Here is a 15789-nt window from a genome sequence, read left to right as displayed (position 1 = left end):
ACGACTACAGGCAGCCGACATAGTCGCGCGCGGCGCGGGCGCGCGCCTCGATGTTGCGGGCGCGGTTGTTCAGATAGCGCGTCGGCTTGGCCGGATTGCGGGTGATCGGGTTCGGCAGCGCCGCCGTCAGCAGGGCGGCCTGGCGCGGCGTCAGCTTGGCGGCCGGCTTGTTGAAATAATACTGCGAGGCCGCCTCGGCGCCGAACAGGCCCGGGCCCCACTCGGCGATGTTCAGATAGATCTCCAGCACGCGCCGCTTCGACAGGATGAAATCGGCGTAATAGGCGAGGGGAATCTCCAGCCCCTTGCGTATGTAGGACCGCGACGACCACAGGAACAGGTTCTTCACCGTCTGCATGGCGATGGTGCTGGCGCCGCGCGACGGGCCGCCGGCGCGGTCGAGCACCGCGTTGAGCGCGTTCCAGTCGACGCCCCAATGCGAGCAGAACTGGCCATCCTCCGACATGATCACCGAGTTGACCAGGTTCGGCGAGATCTCGTCGAACGGCACCCAGTCGCGCTTCATGCCCTGTCCGGTGATGCCCGACCACAGCATCAGCGTCGAGACCGGCGGCACGAATGCGTAGATCGGCGTCAGGATGAGCGGCAGGGCGACGATGATGGCGAACACTTTGGCGATACCTGCGATCAGGCCCTTGCGGCCTTCGAACGGTCGGGAGAGGGCGGCCGGCACTCTTAGGGTCATGCGGGATCCAATGCAGCTCGGTCGCGGACAGGCTCGATGGCGAACTGGCGCAGGAAGCCGGCGAGCAGGTGGAAATCGCGCTCCCGGCTCGATCCCTTGCGCCACACCAGGCCGAGCGAGCGACGCGCCGGCTGGCCGTCGAGCTCGGAGAGGCGGATGTCGGTTCCAGACAGGATGCCGGCCTCGACGGCGATGCGCGGCAGGAAGGTGATGCCGAGCTGGTTATCGACCATGTGAACCAGCGTGGTCAGGCTCGAGGCGCGGATGTCCTCGTTCTGCTTGTCGGCGAGACCGGGCGCCACGGCGCGGATATGGTCGCGCAGGCAATGGCCATCCTCCAGCAGCAGCAGCGTCTCGTCGGCGAGCTCCTCGCGCCGCACCGTCTCACGGCCGGCCAGCGCGTGACCGGCATCGACGGCGAGCAACAGGCTGTCCTCGGCGATGATCTCCGTTTCGAGCCCCTCCGTCTGGACGGGGAAGGCGATCAGGCAGATGTCGAGCCGGCCGGCGCGCAGGTCCTCGAGCAGGGTGCGCGTCAGGTCTTCGCGCAGATGCAGCCGCAATTGCGGATAGGCGCGGCGCAGTTCCGGCAGCGTGCGCGGCAGGAAATAGGGCGCGATCGACGGGATGACGCCGAGCCGGATGCGGCCGGAGAGCGGCGCCTCGGTCGAGCGCGCGGCATCGACCATCTCGCGCGCGTCGACCAGGAGCGCCTTCATCCGCCGCACCGTGTCCTCGCCGGCCGCCGTCAGCACCACCGTCCGGTTGGAGCGGTCGATCAGCGAGACGCCGATGGTCTCTTCCAGCTGCCGGATGGCGTCTGAGAGCGTCGACTGGGTGACGTGGCACGCCTGAGCCGCCCGGCTGAACGATCCGGTTTCGGCGAGCGCGACGAAATATTGCATCTGGCGGAGCGTGGGCAGCAGCATGCGGCTTGCTATAGCCGCAGGTTGCAGGGGCGGCAATCGGGATTTCCGATGCCAATCTTCGGTTATTACGATTTGACCGAACGACGCCTGCGTGGGATCCATTCGCACATGCAGCGGCGATTCCGTTGGTCTGGCTGCACTGCAAAATATCACAACACGATCCCCATCGTGACAGGAGAGTAAGATGCTCGGCATTGGCGACAAGCTGCCCGAATTTTCCGTGACCGGCGTGAAGCCCGGCTTCAACAGCCACGAAGAGAACGGCGAGAGCGCTTTCGAGACGCTGACCGAGAAAAGCTTCCCGGGCAAGTGGAAGGTGATCTTCTTCTACCCGAAGGATTTTACCTTCGTCTGCCCGACCGAGATCGCCGAGTTTGCTCGCCTGGCCGGTGACTTCGAGGATCGCGATGCCGTCGTGCTCGGCGGTTCGACCGACAACGAGTTCGTGAAGCTGGCCTGGCGCCGCGATCACAAGGATCTCGACAAGCTGCCGATCTGGAACTTCGCCGACACCAATGGTTCGCTGGTCGACGGCCTCGGCGTCCGTTCGCCGGATGGCGTCGCCTACCGCGTCACCTACATCGTCGACCCGGAAGGCACGATCCAGCACAGCTACGCGACCAACCTGAACGTCGGCCGCAACCCGAAGGACACGCTGCGCGTCCTCGACGCGCTGCAGACCGACGAACTGTGCCCGTGCAACCGTGAAGTCGGCGGCGCCACGCTGGCCGCCTAAGGCACTACGGGCGTTCCGGGGCGCACAGAAGCGCCGGCCCGGAACGCCCCTTATGCTTCCGGACGCCCGTCCGCTTCCGTTTCCCGTCTTCTACCGCGCTTCGCACGGGCCCAGGGTCTTCGAGGCGCCTTGCCTTGAAAGTCTGACATGTCGATCGATTCGCTGAAGTCCCGGATCCCGGATTTCGCCAAGGATGTCCGCCTCAATCTGTCGACGCTCGCTTCCGACGAGACGCTGACGCCGCAGCAGAAGTACGGCCTGATCGTCGCCTGCGGCATCGCCACCCGCAATCCGGTGGTGAAGGCCGCGCTGGAGGCCGAGGCCGCGCCGCATCTTTCCCCGGCCGTGCTGGCGGCGGCGAAGTCGGCGGCGTCGATCATGGCGATGAACAACGTCTACTACCGCTTCAGCCATCTCGTCTCGAACGCCGAATACCGCACCATGCCGGCGAAGCTGCGCATGAACGTGATCGGCAATCCCGGCGTCGACAAGGTCGATTTCGAGCTCTGGTCGCTCGCCGTCTCGGCCATCAACGGCTGCGGCATGTGCATGGACAGCCACGAGGCGGTGCTGCGCAAGGCGAATGTCTCGGCCGAGGTCATCCAGGCTTCCGTCCGCTTCGCCGCCATCATCCAGTCGGTCGCCGTGTCGCTCGAGGCCGCCGAGGCGGCCTGAGCGCGCACTCTCGCCGGTTCCGGTTCGTCGGCCCGGCGGGCCGTGTCCTGATGACATCGGCTCACGCCTCGAAACGGCCGCGTCGGCGACACTGACGCGGCCGTCTCTAGTCTCGCTGGTTGCTGGGGCTCGACGCGGAGAGGCGGCTTCCGGCGAGCGGGATGCACGCCCGCGCTTGACGAGCCCCTCGAAGTCGCGGCAAGGCTTCCGGCACCCCGGCGTTTCGATGAGGCAATCTTGGTTCTGCTTGACGATGAGTTTCTGGCGCGCCTGTCCGGCGCGGCGACGGCGATCGAACGCGTGCTCGATCGCGTGCTCGGCTCCAATCCGCGCGAGGGCGAGATCGCTCGGCCGGTGCGCCTGATCGAGGCGATGCGCCATGCGACGCTCGGCGGGGGCAAGCGGCTCCGGGCCTTCCTGGCGGTCGAGACGGCGCGCCTGTTCGAGGCGAATGGCGAAAGCGCGCTCCGTGTCGGCGCGGCGCTCGAATGCCTGCATGCCTACAGCCTCGTGCATGACGACCTGCCGGCGATGGATGACGACGACCTGCGCCGCGGCCGGCCGACGGTGCACCGCGCCTTCGACGAGGCGACGGCGATCCTTGCCGGCGACGCGCTGCAGACGCTCGCCTTCGATCTCCTGGCCGATCCGGCGACCGATGCCGATCCGCAGGTCCGTTCCGATCTCGTGCTCGGGCTTGCCCGCGCCTCCGGCCTCGGCGGCATGGCCGGCGGCCAGATGCTCGACCTGCAGGCCGAGAAGGACACGCCGGACGAGGCGGCGATCCGCCGCCTGCAGGCGATGAAGACCGGTGCGCTGATCCGCTTCTCCTGCGAGGCGGGCGCCATTCTCGGCCGCGCCACGGCGGAAGACCGCGACCGTATCCGCCGGTTCGGCGAGGTCATCGGCCTCGCCTTCCAGCTTGCCGACGACATTCTCGACGAGACGGCGACGGCGGAAGCGCTCGGCAAGGCGACCGGCAAGGACTCTTCGCGCGGCAAGGGGACGCTGGTCGGGCTCTATGGTGTGACGCCGGTGCGCGCCATGCTCGACGGTCTCGTCGCCGAGGCGGAAGAATTGCTGGCGCCGTTCGGCGCGCGTGCCGTGACGCTGGCCGAGGCGGCCCGTTTCGTCGCCATTCGCGAGGCGTGACCGAAAAGGGCCGGCAACGCCGGCCCGGTTTCCTCAGGTCCCTGATGGTTCAGGCCTTGGTATTCTTGATGAGACGCATCAGCGGCTTGCCGCCGGCGTCGAGCAGGATCAGCTTGCCGTCGTCGAGGCGGAAGCCCTTGGTGGCGCCGAGCGCGTCGAGGAATTTCCGCTCCTGTTCCATCTGCGCCGGTACGCAGGCCATCTGCGTCGCGCCGAGCGGGCCGATCTTGATCTTGCCGCCCTCGACTGTGGCCGTGCCGAAATAGCGGTTGCAGCCGCCGGAGCCGGAGATGCGGCCGCCGCCCTCGATCACCAGCGTCGACTGCACGATGTCGAGCACGCTGCTGCCGCCGATGTCCTCGGCCAGCCATTCCGTGCCCTTCAGCGGGGCTGCGGGGCCGGACGGCGCCGCGACCTTATCCTTGACCTGCACCTTGGCGGGTGCGTCCTTGTCGGCCATCCGCTGCACCAGGATCGTCACCGGTCCCTTGGTGGCGAAGGGGTCGACAGGAACGGCCTCCTTGTTGATGAACAGCAGGTCGTCGCCGAGGTCGATCCGGGCCTGCAACTGGTAGCGGTGGCCCGGCTTGATCTTGGCGGGCGCGTAGTGAAGGCGGAAATCGATCGGCACCTGGCGGCCGCGCGGGCGAATGCGCTGCTTGGCGATCAGCTTGGCCGGCCGGTCGGCATGCGAGACATCGACCAGGCTGACGGTGACGGCCACTTTCGGGTCGAGGGCGATGCGCTCGCGATAGGTGACCGATCCGTCGAGCGGCCGCGCCAGCGCCACGCTCGGGGCGGCCAGAATGGCGAGGGCAAACAACAGGCGCATCGGCAGAATGTTGACCACGATCGATCCTCGTCAGAACCAGCGGATGACAAAGATCTAGTCGTTACGGAAGCACCCGTAAACGGGGAGAAAATGACGCGTGGCTATGGCGCCAGCTTCGGCCTACTCCGCCGCTTCCGGCGACTCCGCCTTGTGGCCAATCCCAAACCGCTTTTCGATGTAGTCGTCGACCAGCTTGCGGAAGTCGTCGGCGATCTGCGGGCCGCGCAAGGTCACCGCCTTCTTGCCGTCGATGAAGACCGGGGCCGCCGGCGTCTCGCCGGTGCCGGGGAGCGAGATGCCGATGTCGGCATGCTTCGATTCACCGGGGCCGTTGACGATGCAGCCCATCACCGCGACCTTCAGCGCCTCGACGCCCGGATAACGCTCGCGCCAGACTGGCATCGAGGTGCGGATGTCTTCCTGGATGCGGCTCGCCAGTTCCTGGAACACGGTCGAGGTCGTGCGGCCGCAGCCGGGGCAGGCGGCGACGATCGGCAGGAAGGCACGGAACCCCATGGTCTGCAGCAGTTCCTGCGCCACCTGCACCTCGCGGGTGCGGTCGCCGTTCGGCTCCGGCGTCAGCGAGACGCGGATGGTGTCGCCGATGCCTTCCTGCAGCAGGATGCCCATGGCGGCCGAGGAGGCGACGATGCCCTTGGTGCCCATGCCGGCCTCGGTCAGGCCGAGATGCAGGCAATGGTCGGAGCGGCGGGCGAGATCGCGATAGACGGCGATCAGGTCCTGCACGTTCGAGACCTTGGCCGACAGGATGATCTTGTCGCGCGGCAGGCCGATCGACTCAGCGAGCTTGGCCGACAGGATGGCCGACTGGCAGATCGCCTCGCGCATCACGGCCGCGGCGGAGATCGGCGTGGCGGAGGCAGCGTTCTCGTCCATCAGCCGGGTCAAAAGGTCCTGGTCGAGCGAGCCCCAGTTGACGCCGATGCGCACCGGCTTGTCGTACCGGATCGCGAGCTCGATCAGGGTCGCGAACTGGCGGTCGCGCTTCTCGCCGAAGCCGACATTGCCGGGATTGATGCGGTATTTGTCGAGCGCCTCGGCGCAGGCCGGGTGATCGGTCAGGAGCTTGTGGCCGATATAGTGGAAGTCGCCGATCAGCGGCACGTTGATCCGCCTGGCGAGAAGCTTTTCCTTGATGAAGGGCACGGCCGCCGCCGCCTCGTCGCGGTCGACGGTGATGCGGACCAGTTCCGAGCCGGCGCGGGCGAGCGCCGCGACCTGCGCCACCGTCGCGTCGATGTCGGCGGTGTCGGTGTTGGTCATCGACTGCACGACGACCGGCGCATCGCCGCCGACGCGCACCTTGCCGACGCGGACGGATACGGCGCGTCGGCGCGCAAGCGGACCGGCGAGGGATTCGGAGGGCAGATCGGCGGGAGCGTTCATGGCGGGCTCAGTCATGACTTTCACCTCTCCCCGAGGGAGAGGTCGGCCCGACAGGGCCGGTTGAGGGTTTACGGCGTTTCCGGAGAGGGCGTAAGCCCTCACCCGCCGACTTCGTCGTCGACGTCTTCCTCAGGGAGAGGTGAAGGGGCGCGATATCGCGAGACATCAGCCCGTGCCGCGACATTGCGCTACCCCGCCTTGCGGCAGCGGGCGCAGAGGCCGCGGATTTCGATGATCGGGGCGCTCGGCGCGAAGCCGGCCGCCTGCGTCACGGCAGCGAGCGCTTCGGTCAGCGCGGCGGAGGACGCCTCGCCGGCGGCCCCGCAGTTCTCGCAGAGCAGGAACACGGTCGCCGCGCCATGGCCGGGCTTGTCGTGCCCCTCCGGCCCGCGCGAGCAGGCGATATAGGCGTTGCGGCTCTCGATCCGGTGCGCGAAGCCGTGCTCGACCAGGAACTCCAGCGCCCGGTAGACGGAGACCGGCGCCGGGCGTGGACCGTCGGCGGCAAGGCGGTCGATCACCTCATAGGCGCTGGCGGGAACGTGGCTTTCGGCGAGCGCCGCCAGAACCTTGCGGCGCTGCTCGGTGAAGCGCAGTCCCTCGGCGGCGGAGATCGCCTCGGCATGGGCGATCGCATCGCGCGCGCAATGGTCGTGGTCATGGTCGCGGTGTTCGAGCATGATCTCGCCGGTTCCGTGCTTTGCTCCGCTCGTCATCCAATCCTCATGCGCATGGCCCAAGGCAGCCGTTGCGGGTCCGCTGCGCCGCGTTCTAGCACGGATCGCCTGCAAGACCGAGCGGGGCGCGACATCGGCGCCGCCTTCCCTTGCTGTTGCGCTGCAATATATGGTCGATTGGGTCGGTTCTCACCCCTTATCATTCATCCCGGAGACGAATTCATGGCGAAGGACGGTCACCTCAAGGACAAGGTCGCGCTGGTGACAGGATCGACATCCGGCATCGGCCTCGGCATGGCGCGGGCCATGGCCGGCGCCGGCGCGCATCTGGTGCTGAACGGTTTCGGCGATGCGGTGGCGATCGAGAAGCTGCGCGCAGACCTCGCGGCCGAGTTCGGCGTCGAGGTCCGCTACTCCGCCGCCGACATGACCCGCGAGGACGAGATCGCGGCGATGATCGGCGATGTCGAGAAGGAATTCGGCGCCGTCGACGTGCTGGTCAACAATGCCGGCGTCCAGCATGTCGCGCCGATCGACGAGTTTCCGATCGACAAATGGAACCTGATCATCGCCCTGAACCTGTCCGCCGCCTTCCACGCCATCCGCCTCGCCTTGCCGGCGATGCGGCGGAAGGGATGGGGTCGCATCATCTCGACCGCCTCGGCGCATGCGCTGGTCGCCTCGCCCTTCAAGGTCGCCTATGTCGCGGCGAAGCACGGCATCGCCGGCGTCACCAAGACGGTGGCGCTGGAGACCGCCGAGCACGGCATCACCGTCAACGCCATCTGCCCAGGCTATGTCTGGACGCCGCTCGTGGAGAAGCAGATTCCGGCGACCGCAGTGGCGCGCGGCATGACCGAGGAGCAGGTGAAGAAGGACGTCATCCTCGCGGCGCAGCCGACCAAGGAGTTCGTGAAGGTCGAGGAGGTGGCGGCGCTGGCGCTGTTCCTGACGACGGAGGCCGCCCGCTCGATCACCGGTTCGCTGCAGTCGATCGACGGCGGCTGGACGGCGGCATGAGCACGCCGGCCACGGGGCGGAAGACGATCAATCTCGGCCTGCAGGGGGGCGGCGCCCATGGCGCCTTCACCTGGGGCGTGCTCGACAGGTTGCTCGAGGATGGCCGGCTCCGCTTCGAGGGCATTTCCGGCACCAGCGCCGGCGCGCTGAACGCCGTGGCGCTCGCCGACGGAATGGCGCGTGATGGCGCGGCGGGCGCGCGCGCCCGCCTGCACGAATTCTGGATGCGGGTCAGTGCCGCAGGCCGGGCCGGCGCCTCGGCGCGCGATTTCATCGGCGCCTGGATGGGGGCGTGGCGGATGCCAGCGATGCAGCCTTTCCGCATGATCGAGGCGATGACGAATTTCTCGTCGCCCTATGGCTTCAACCCGATGAACATCAACCCGCTGCGCGAGATCGTCGTCGAGATGGTGGATTTCGAGCGGGTCCGCGCCTGCGCCGCGCCAAGGCTGTTCATCTCCGCGACGGCGGTAAAAACCGGCAAGATCAAGGTGTTTTCAGATGGCGCCATCACTGCCGATGCCGTGATGGCCTCGGCCTGCCTGCCCTATCTGTTCCAGACCGTCGAGGTCGATGGCGAGCCTTATTGGGACGGCGGTTTCACGGGAAACCCCGCCCTTTTCCCTTTCTTTACCGAGACGAAGTCGAGCGACATTCTGCTCGTCCAGATCAACCCGATCGAGCGTACCACGGTGCCGACCTCGGCCAAGGAGATCCTCGAGCGGATGAGCGAGATCACGTTCAACGCCTCGCTGCTGCGCGAATTCCGAGCCATCGACTTCGTCAACCGGATGCTCGACCAGGGCCGGCTCGATCCCGGCGTCTATCGTCGCAGCCGAGTCCATCGCGTCGACGCCGGCAAAGCCCTGGAGAATTTCAGCGCCTCGACCAAGTTCGATACGTCGCGCGCCTTCTTCGAGGAACTCCATGCCGCCGGCCGCGAGGCGGCCGGGGAATGGCTTCAGGCTCATTTCGACGATATAGGCGTGCGCGATACCGTGGACTTGAGGGCGCAGTTCCAGTGACCGACGTAACCTTCTCCAATCTCGCCGCGCGGCCGGAATTCATCGGCACCGTCGCCGACCGCATGTGGCACGCCTGGTGGCGCGAGGCTGGCGAACCGCTCGCGACGCTGCTTGGCCATCTGCGCGAGTTCAAGACCGATGCCGTGCCGCTCGGCGTCGTCGCGCATCGGGGCGATGATTTCGTCGGCTCAGCCATCCTGATCGACAGCGACGTCGAGGAGCGGCCGCAATACACGCCCTGGCTGGCTGCGCTCTGGGTCGAGCCGGAAGAGCGCATGCAGGGCATGGGCGAGGCGCTGTCGAAGCGGATCGTCGACGAAGCGCGCGCGCTCGGCTTCGATCGCATCTATCTCTGCGCCGTGCCGGAAAAGAGCGCCTACTACGCCCGTCGCGGCTGGACGGAAGTGGAGCGCGGCGTCGGCCCGCATAATCTTGCGATCTTCATTCGGCATCTCGATGCCGAAGGGGCAGGCAAGGTTCTCTGAACTCGCCGCCGGGCGGGTCCTTTTGCGGTCCGCCGCCGCATCGTGTTAGATCGCGGATAACCGGTTCAACAGCCAACAAGACCACTAGGGCGGAAATACATGGTCAAGCATAAAATCGCGATCATCGGGCTCGGCAAGATCACGCAGGACCAGCATCTGCCGGTGATCGACAAGGGCGCCGATTTCGAGGTCGCGGCGGTCGTCAGCCAGCGCGGGCTCAGCCATAACGGCGTGCCGAGTTTCAAGACGGCGGCGGAACTTTATGCGGCGATGCCGGAGATCGGCATCGTCTCGGTCAACACGCCGCCGGACGTGCGCCACGCCATCGCCCGTGAGGCGCTCGCCGCCGGCAAGCATGTGCTGCTCGAAAAGCCACCGGCGGCCACCATGGCCGAATTCGAGGATCTGAAGGCGTTCGCCAAGGCGCAGGGCAAGGTTCTGTTCGCCACCTGGCATTCGCAGTTCAACCCGGCCGTCGACGAGGCGAAGGCGCTGCTCGCGACCCATGGCGTCGGCTCGGTCAAGATCGAGTGGCGCGAGGACGTCAAGAAGTGGCACCCTGGCCAGGACTGGGTGTTCGAGCCCGGCGGTTTCGGCGTCTTCGATCCCGGCATCAACGCGCTCTCGATCTTCGTCAAGATCCTGCCCTTCGCCCCCTTCGTAAAATCGGCGACCCTGACCTATCCGGAAAACCGGCAGACGCCGATCGCCGCCAAGCTCGTCTTCGGCAGCGCCGTGGCGTCGCAGCCGGCGCTGACCGCCGATTTTGACTGGCGCGAGCAGGGCGACGAGAAGTGGCACATGACGATCGAGACCGCCAATGGCAGGAAGCTGCGTCTCTACAAGGGCGGCGCGGCGCTCGACGTCGACGGCAAGCTCGCCGTCGAGGCGCCGAGCGAGGAATATGAGCGGATCTACGCCCGTTTCGCCGATCTGCTGGCGTCGGGTCAGAGCGATGTCGACGGCGCGCCGCTTCGCCTGGTAGCGGACGCGATGCTGGTCGGGCGGCGCGAGGAAACGGAGGCCTTCGTCTGGTAGGGCGAGGGCGTCCCGCGACGCCCGCCGGAACGGAACGCCAATGGATTGCGTTGCCTCTCGTCAGCATCGGAACGAGAGGCGAATGTTGATCGCAAAGCGGACGGGTACGGCGATGGCAGGATTGCGGGTACTGACGTTCGGCATGGGCGGCCTTCTGGCCGCCCTGCTTGTCGGCGCGGCGCCGTTCGAGGCGCGCGCGATCACGGCCGACGAACTGTTCCAGAAGGTCATTCCGAAGGTGGACGGCTCCTCGGCGAGGAAGCCGGCCAAGCGGAAGCCGCACAAGGCGATGCCCGCCTCGCTGCCGGCCAAAGCTGCCGTCGTGCCAACCGTCGATAGCGCGGCGGCCGCTGCTGCCCCGGCCGCTCCGGCCGACACCCCGCTGCCGACCCGTCGCCCTGCGGAGAGCGCCGAGCCTGCGACGACGCCGCCGCCCGTCGCCGTCGCGCCGCTGCCCCGTGAAAAGCCGGCGGAGGAGCGGAAGGCGGCCGGGCTGATCGCCATCCCGGCTCCTGCCGAGGCGACTGTCGGCACGGTGCGGACTGTGCCGGTGCCGGCCGATCCGGCGCTGGCCGCAGGCGCCCTTGCGGCGGCCTCGGCGCTTGCGGGCGCCGTTCCGGCCGATCCGCCGACCGAGGAGCAACTGGCCTTCGCGCCGCCTGTGCTGCCGACGCTGTTGAAGCCGACGCCGGCCGAGGGGCGGAACGACGACGGCAGCCTGAAGAAGGGCGACCGGTTGCCGCCGCCGGAGAAGCAGGCGGGGCTCGCTCCGACCGATACCAAGCCGATCGACCATCCCTCAGAGGAGAAATCGCTCGTCGCCGAGGCGCCGCCGCCATCGTCGCTTCCGATGCCGCGTCGAAAGCCGGAAATCATGCTGGCGGCGCTGGCGCCGCGGATCATTCCGGCACTGCCGGAACTCGCCGCCTGCAAGGCGCTGTTGAGCGGGCTGAAGATTTCGGCGAAGGCGCTGCCGGCGATCGAGGCCGGCCAGTGCGGCGGGCCGGATCCGTTCGACGTGACGGCGCTCGAAGGCGGCAAGGTCGATCTCGAGCCGGCCGCCAAGATCAATTGCGCCATGGCGACGACGCTCGCCCATTGGGTCGATGAGGACATCCAGCCCTCGGCCGAGGCGACGCTCGGTGGCCGGGTCACGGCGCTCCGCGTCGCCGATTCCTATTCGTGCCGCGGTCGCAACCAGATCGCCACCGCCATGCTGTCCGAGCATGCCTTCCTGAATGCGGTCGATATCGCCGCCTTCCAGGTGAACGGGCGGTGGGTAACGGTGAAGAAGACCGAGGGCCGCACGGAGAAGGAAGACAGCTTCCTGAAGGCGGCGCGCGTCTCCGCCTGCGACAAGTTCAATACAGTGCTCGGGCCGGGTTCTGACGGCTATCACGAGGACCACTACCACCTCGACCTGCGCCAGCGCGGCAAGGGCGGCGGGAAGAAGTATTGTCACTGAGCGTTCAGCAAACGCCAGGCAGTCCGCACGCGCGTCCCGCAAGGCAAGTCGAGAAACCGGGACGCGATCGCAGACAACCGCGTCCCGAAATGGCTTAGCCGAACACCACCAGGAGATCCTTGGCGTCGATCTGGCTGCCGGCGTGGACCAGGACCTCGGCGATGGTGCCATCGCGGTCGGCGTGGATGGCGGTTTCCATCTTCATCGCCTCGATCGACAGCAGCACGTCGCCGGCCTTGACCGTCTGGCCTGCCTTGACGGCGAGCGTCGAGACGACGCCCGGCATCGGCGCCGCGACATGGTTCGGATTGCCGTCCTCGGCCTTGCGCTTGGCGACGACCGAGCCGGCATTGGCGCGATCCGGCACCTTGATGACGCGCGGCTGGCCGTTCAGCTCGAAGAAGACCCGGATCAGGCCTTCCTCGTCGGCGTCGCCGATCGCCTGCATCCGGATCACCATGGTCTTGCCCTTCTCGAGCTCGACCAGGATCTCTTCGCCGATCGGCAGGCCGTAGAAATAGACCGGTGTCGGCAGCACGCTGGTCGGTCCCCAGGTCTGCTGGCCCTTGGCGAAGTCGGTGAAGACCTTCGGGTACATCAGGTAGGAGGCGAGCTGGAAGTCGTCGATGTCGCCATTCCCGACCTTGTCCTTGGCCGCCTTGCGCTCGGCCTCGAGGTCGGCGGCGGCGATCAGCGAGCCCGGGCGCGCGGTCGACGGCGTCTCGCCCTTCAGTGCCTTCTTCTGGATGCCTTCCGGCCAGCCGCCCGGCGGCTGGCCGAGGTCGCCGCGCATCATCTGCACGACGGAATCAGGGAAGGCGATGTCCTTCGCCGGGTTCTCGACATCCGCGACGGAAAGGTTCTGCGACACCATCATCAGCGCCATGTCGCCGACGACCTTCGACGACGGCGTCACCTTGACGATGTCGCCGAACATCTTGTTGACGTCGGCGTAGGCCTGCGCGACCTCGTGCCAGCGCGTGTCGAGGCCGAGCGAGCGGGCCTGTTCCTTCAGGTTGGTGAACTGGCCGCCCGGCATCTCGTGCAGATAGACTTCCGAGGCGCCGGCCTTCAGGTCGCTTTCGAAGGCGGCGTACTGGCCGCGCACCGCTTCCCAGTAGAACGAGATCTTGCGGATCGCGTCGGTGTCGAGGCCGGTGTCGCGCTCCGAGCCCTTCAGCGCCTCGACGACGGAGCCGAGGCAGGGCTGGGAGGTCAGGCCCGAGAGCGCGTCCATTGCCGCGTCGACGGCATCGACGCCGGCTTCGACGGCGGCCAGCACGGTCGCCGCCGAGATGCCCGACGTGTCGTGCGTGTGCAGGTGGATCGGCAGCTCGGTCTCTTCGCGCAGCGTCGCGACCAGCTTCTTGGCGGCCGCCGGCTTCAGCAGGCCGGCCATGTCCTTGAGGCCGATCACATGCGCGCCGGCCTTTTCCAGGTCCTTGGCGAGGCCGACATAGTATTTCAGGTCGTACTTGGCGCGGTCGGGATCGAGGATGTCGCCGGTGTAGCAGATCGCCGCCTCGAGGACCTTGCCCTCCTCGCGCACCGCGTCCATCGAGACGCGCATGTTCTCGACCCAGTTCAGGCAGTCGAACACGCGGAACAGGTCGACGCCGCCGGCGGCGGCCTGCTTGACGAAGAACTTGACGACATTGTCCGCGTAGTTGGTGTAGCCGACGCCGTTGGCGCCGCGCAGCAGCATCTGCAGCAGGATGTTCGGCGCCCGCTCGCGCACCATGGCGAGCCGCTCCCACGGATCTTCCGTCAGGAAGCGCATGGAGACGTCAAAGGTGGCGCCGCCCCAGCATTCGAGGCTGAGAAGCCCGGGAAGGCCCCGTGCGTAAGCGTCGGCGATGCCGACGATGTCATGCGTGCGCATGCGGGTGGCGAGCAGCGACTGGTGCGCGTCGCGCATCGTCGTGTCGGTGACGAGCACGCGCTTCTCGGCGCGCATCCACCTGGCGAGCGCCTCGGGGCCGTGGGCGTCGAGATACTGCTTGGTGCCGGGCGCGGGGTCGGCCGCGTATTGCGGGATCACCTTGGCGAGCGCGTCGGCCTTCGGCTTGACGCGGCCGCGGGTCTCGGGGTGGCCGTTGACGGTGACGTCGGCGATGTAGTTCAGCAGCTTGGTGGCGCGGTCGCGCCGGCGCACGGCCGAGAACAGCTCCGGCGTCGTGTCGATGAAGCGGGTCGTATAGGAATTGTCGCGGAACTGCGGGTGGTTGATGATGTTGGCGACGAAGGTCAGGTTGGTCGCCACGCCGCGGATGCGGAACTCGCGCAGCGCGCGGTCCATGCGCGAGATCGCTTCCTGCGGCGTCGGCGCCCAGGCAGTGATCTTCTCCAGCAGCGGGTCGTAGAAGCGCGTGATCACCGCGCCCGAATAGGCGGTGCCGCCGTCGAGGCGGATGCCGAAGCCGGACGCCTCGCGATAGGCGGTGATGCGGCCGTAGTCGGGGATGAAGTTCTGCTCGGGGTCTTCCGTCGTGATGCGGCACTGCAGGGCATGGCCGTTCAGGCGGATGTCGGCCTGCTTCGGCACGCCCGATTCCGGCGTGCCGATGGCGGCGCCCTCGGCGATGTGGATCTGCGCCTTGACGATGTCGATGCCGGTCACCTGCTCGGTGACGGTGTGCTCGACCTGGATGCGCGGATTGACCTCGATGAAGTAGAACTTGCCGGTGTCGGCATCCATCAGGAACTCGACCGTGCCGGCGCCGTAATAATCGGACGCGGTGGCGATCTTGACGCCGTAATCGGTCAGCTCCTTGCGCTCGGCCTCGGAGAGGTAAGGCGCCGGCGCGCGCTCGACCACCTTCTGGTGGCGGCGCTGCACCGAGCAGTCGCGCTCATAGAGATGGACGATGTTGCCGTGCTGGTCGCCGAGGATCTGCACCTCGACGTGACGGGCGCGCTCGACCAGCTTCTCGAGATAGATCTCGTCCTTGCCGAAGGCGGCCTTGGCCTCGCGCCGGGCGGTGACCGCGTCCTTGAGCAGGGTCTCCTCGTCGCGGATGACGCGCATGCCGCGTCCGCCGCCGCCCCAGGAGGCCTTCAGCATCAGCGGATAGCCGATGCGGGCGGCTTCGGCCTTGATGGTCTCGACGTCGTCCGGCAGAGGGTCCGTTGCCGGCATGACCGGCACGCCGGCCGAGATCGCCAGATTGCGCGCGGCGACCTTGTTGCCGAGCATGCGCATCGTATCGGGCGACGGGCCGATGAAGATGATGCCGGCCTCGCGGCAGGCTTCGGCGAATTCGGGGCTCTCCGACAGCAGGCCGTAGCCGGGATGGATGGCGTCGACCTTCGCCTCGCGGGCGATGCGGATGATGTCGGCGATGTTCAGATAGGCTTCGATCGGGCCGAGGCCCTTGCCGACCTGATAGGCTTCGTCGGCCTTGAAACGGTGCAGCGCGAGTTTGTCTTCCTCGGCGAAGATCGCAACGGTTGTGATGCCCAGTTCGTTCGCCGCGCGGAACACGCGAATGGCGATTTCGGACCGGTTGGCGACCAGGATTTTCTTGATGGTCACGTATTCCCCCAAACATTGGCCGGGCATCGTCGCTGCCGACGAGGCTGCTGGGGGAATGATTACTAGGTTTGTGCGGTTGCGAAAAGACCGGAGTTTTGCGCTGCAGC

At 67.3% G+C, this 15789-nt stretch carries 14 protein-coding genes; 8 read left to right on the top strand and 6 right to left on the bottom strand.

Going from position 1 to position 15789, the window contains the following annotated elements:
* Positions 1 to 4: 4 nt before the first annotated feature.
* Together mtgA and WFK98_RS15845 are read right to left on the bottom strand one after the other, a co-directional pair.
* Entirely contained in the window at positions 5 to 706 is a 702-nt protein-coding gene (gene mtgA / locus WFK98_RS15850) for a monofunctional biosynthetic peptidoglycan transglycosylase (RefSeq protein WP_266338732.1), read from the bottom strand.
* Complete coding sequence (locus WFK98_RS15845; protein ID WP_266338731.1) at positions 703 to 1635, bottom strand: hydrogen peroxide-inducible genes activator; 933 nt, start codon at positions 1633 to 1635, stop codon at positions 703 to 705. Before WFK98_RS15845 ends, mtgA begins: the two co-directional genes overlap by 4 nt.
* Before the next feature lie 184 nt (positions 1636 to 1819).
* Here WFK98_RS15845 and WFK98_RS15840 point away from each other — a divergent pair, with 184 nt between their 5' ends.
* The 3 genes from WFK98_RS15840 (at position 1820) to WFK98_RS15830 (ending at position 4198) form a co-directional block, all read left to right on the top strand.
* On the top strand, positions 1820 to 2371 hold the full coding sequence (locus tag WFK98_RS15840) for a peroxiredoxin (protein ID WP_266338730.1): 552 nt from the start codon (positions 1820 to 1822) through the stop codon (positions 2369 to 2371).
* A 147-nt stretch (positions 2372 to 2518) separates the two neighbouring features.
* Positions 2519 to 3046, top strand: coding sequence for a carboxymuconolactone decarboxylase family protein (locus WFK98_RS15835; protein WP_336800909.1), 528 nt, complete (start codon positions 2519 to 2521; stop codon positions 3044 to 3046).
* Positions 3047 to 3307: 261 nt separating this feature from the next.
* On the top strand, positions 3308 to 4198 hold the full coding sequence (locus WFK98_RS15830) for a polyprenyl synthetase family protein (protein ID WP_420909625.1): 891 nt from the start codon (positions 3308 to 3310) through the stop codon (positions 4196 to 4198).
* Between the two features lie 49 nt (positions 4199 to 4247).
* Here WFK98_RS15830 and WFK98_RS15825 read toward each other — a convergent pair whose 3' ends face one another.
* The 3 genes from WFK98_RS15825 to WFK98_RS15815 form a co-directional block, all read right to left on the bottom strand.
* Positions 4248 to 5048 carry an META domain-containing protein gene (locus WFK98_RS15825; protein WP_336800908.1) on the bottom strand — a complete coding sequence of 267 codons (801 nt, stop codon included), beginning with the start codon at positions 5046 to 5048 and terminating at the stop codon, positions 4248 to 4250.
* Positions 5049 to 5150: 102 nt separating this feature from the next.
* Positions 5151 to 6437 (bottom strand): flavodoxin-dependent (E)-4-hydroxy-3-methylbut-2-enyl-diphosphate synthase, encoded by a 1287-nt coding sequence (gene ispG / locus WFK98_RS15820; RefSeq protein ID WP_336801179.1) that lies wholly within the window; start codon positions 6435 to 6437, stop codon positions 5151 to 5153.
* Positions 6438 to 6625: 188 nt separating this feature from the next.
* Entirely contained in the window at positions 6626 to 7153 is a 528-nt protein-coding gene (locus WFK98_RS15815; protein WP_266338727.1) for a Fur family transcriptional regulator, read from the bottom strand.
* 183 nt (positions 7154 to 7336) lie between these two features.
* On the opposite strand from WFK98_RS15815, the gene WFK98_RS15810 reads away from it, so the two are divergent.
* The 5 genes from WFK98_RS15810 to WFK98_RS15790 all read left to right on the top strand — a co-directional run bounded on the left by WFK98_RS15810 (position 7337) and on the right by WFK98_RS15790 (position 12147).
* On the top strand, positions 7337 to 8134 hold the full coding sequence (locus tag WFK98_RS15810) for a 3-hydroxybutyrate dehydrogenase (RefSeq protein WP_266338726.1): 798 nt from the start codon (positions 7337 to 7339) through the stop codon (positions 8132 to 8134).
* On the top strand, positions 8131 to 9159 hold the full coding sequence (locus tag WFK98_RS15805; protein WP_266338725.1) for a patatin-like phospholipase family protein: 1029 nt from the start codon (positions 8131 to 8133) through the stop codon (positions 9157 to 9159). Before WFK98_RS15810 ends, WFK98_RS15805 begins: the two co-directional genes overlap by 4 nt.
* Complete coding sequence (locus tag WFK98_RS15800; protein WP_266338724.1) at positions 9156 to 9644, top strand: GNAT family N-acetyltransferase; 489 nt, start codon at positions 9156 to 9158, stop codon at positions 9642 to 9644. Before WFK98_RS15805 ends, WFK98_RS15800 begins: the two co-directional genes overlap by 4 nt.
* Before the next feature lie 99 nt (positions 9645 to 9743).
* On the top strand, positions 9744 to 10682 hold the full coding sequence (locus WFK98_RS15795) for a Gfo/Idh/MocA family protein (RefSeq protein WP_336800907.1): 939 nt from the start codon (positions 9744 to 9746) through the stop codon (positions 10680 to 10682).
* A gap of 82 nt (positions 10683 to 10764) precedes the next feature.
* Entirely contained in the window at positions 10765 to 12147 is a 1383-nt protein-coding gene (locus tag WFK98_RS15790; RefSeq protein WP_336800906.1) for an extensin family protein, read from the top strand.
* Between the two features lie 94 nt (positions 12148 to 12241).
* Here WFK98_RS15790 and pyc read toward each other — a convergent pair whose 3' ends face one another.
* Positions 12242 to 15682, bottom strand: coding sequence for a pyruvate carboxylase (pyc, locus tag WFK98_RS15785; RefSeq protein ID WP_336800905.1), 3441 nt, complete (start codon positions 15680 to 15682; stop codon positions 12242 to 12244).
* Positions 15683 to 15789 lie beyond the last annotated feature (107 nt).

Source organism: Kaistia sp. MMO-174 (assembly GCF_037147815.1).
Classification (GTDB): domain Bacteria; phylum Pseudomonadota; class Alphaproteobacteria; order Rhizobiales; family Kaistiaceae; genus Kaistia; species Kaistia nematophila.
This window is presented reverse-complemented; position numbering and strand designations above follow the sequence as displayed.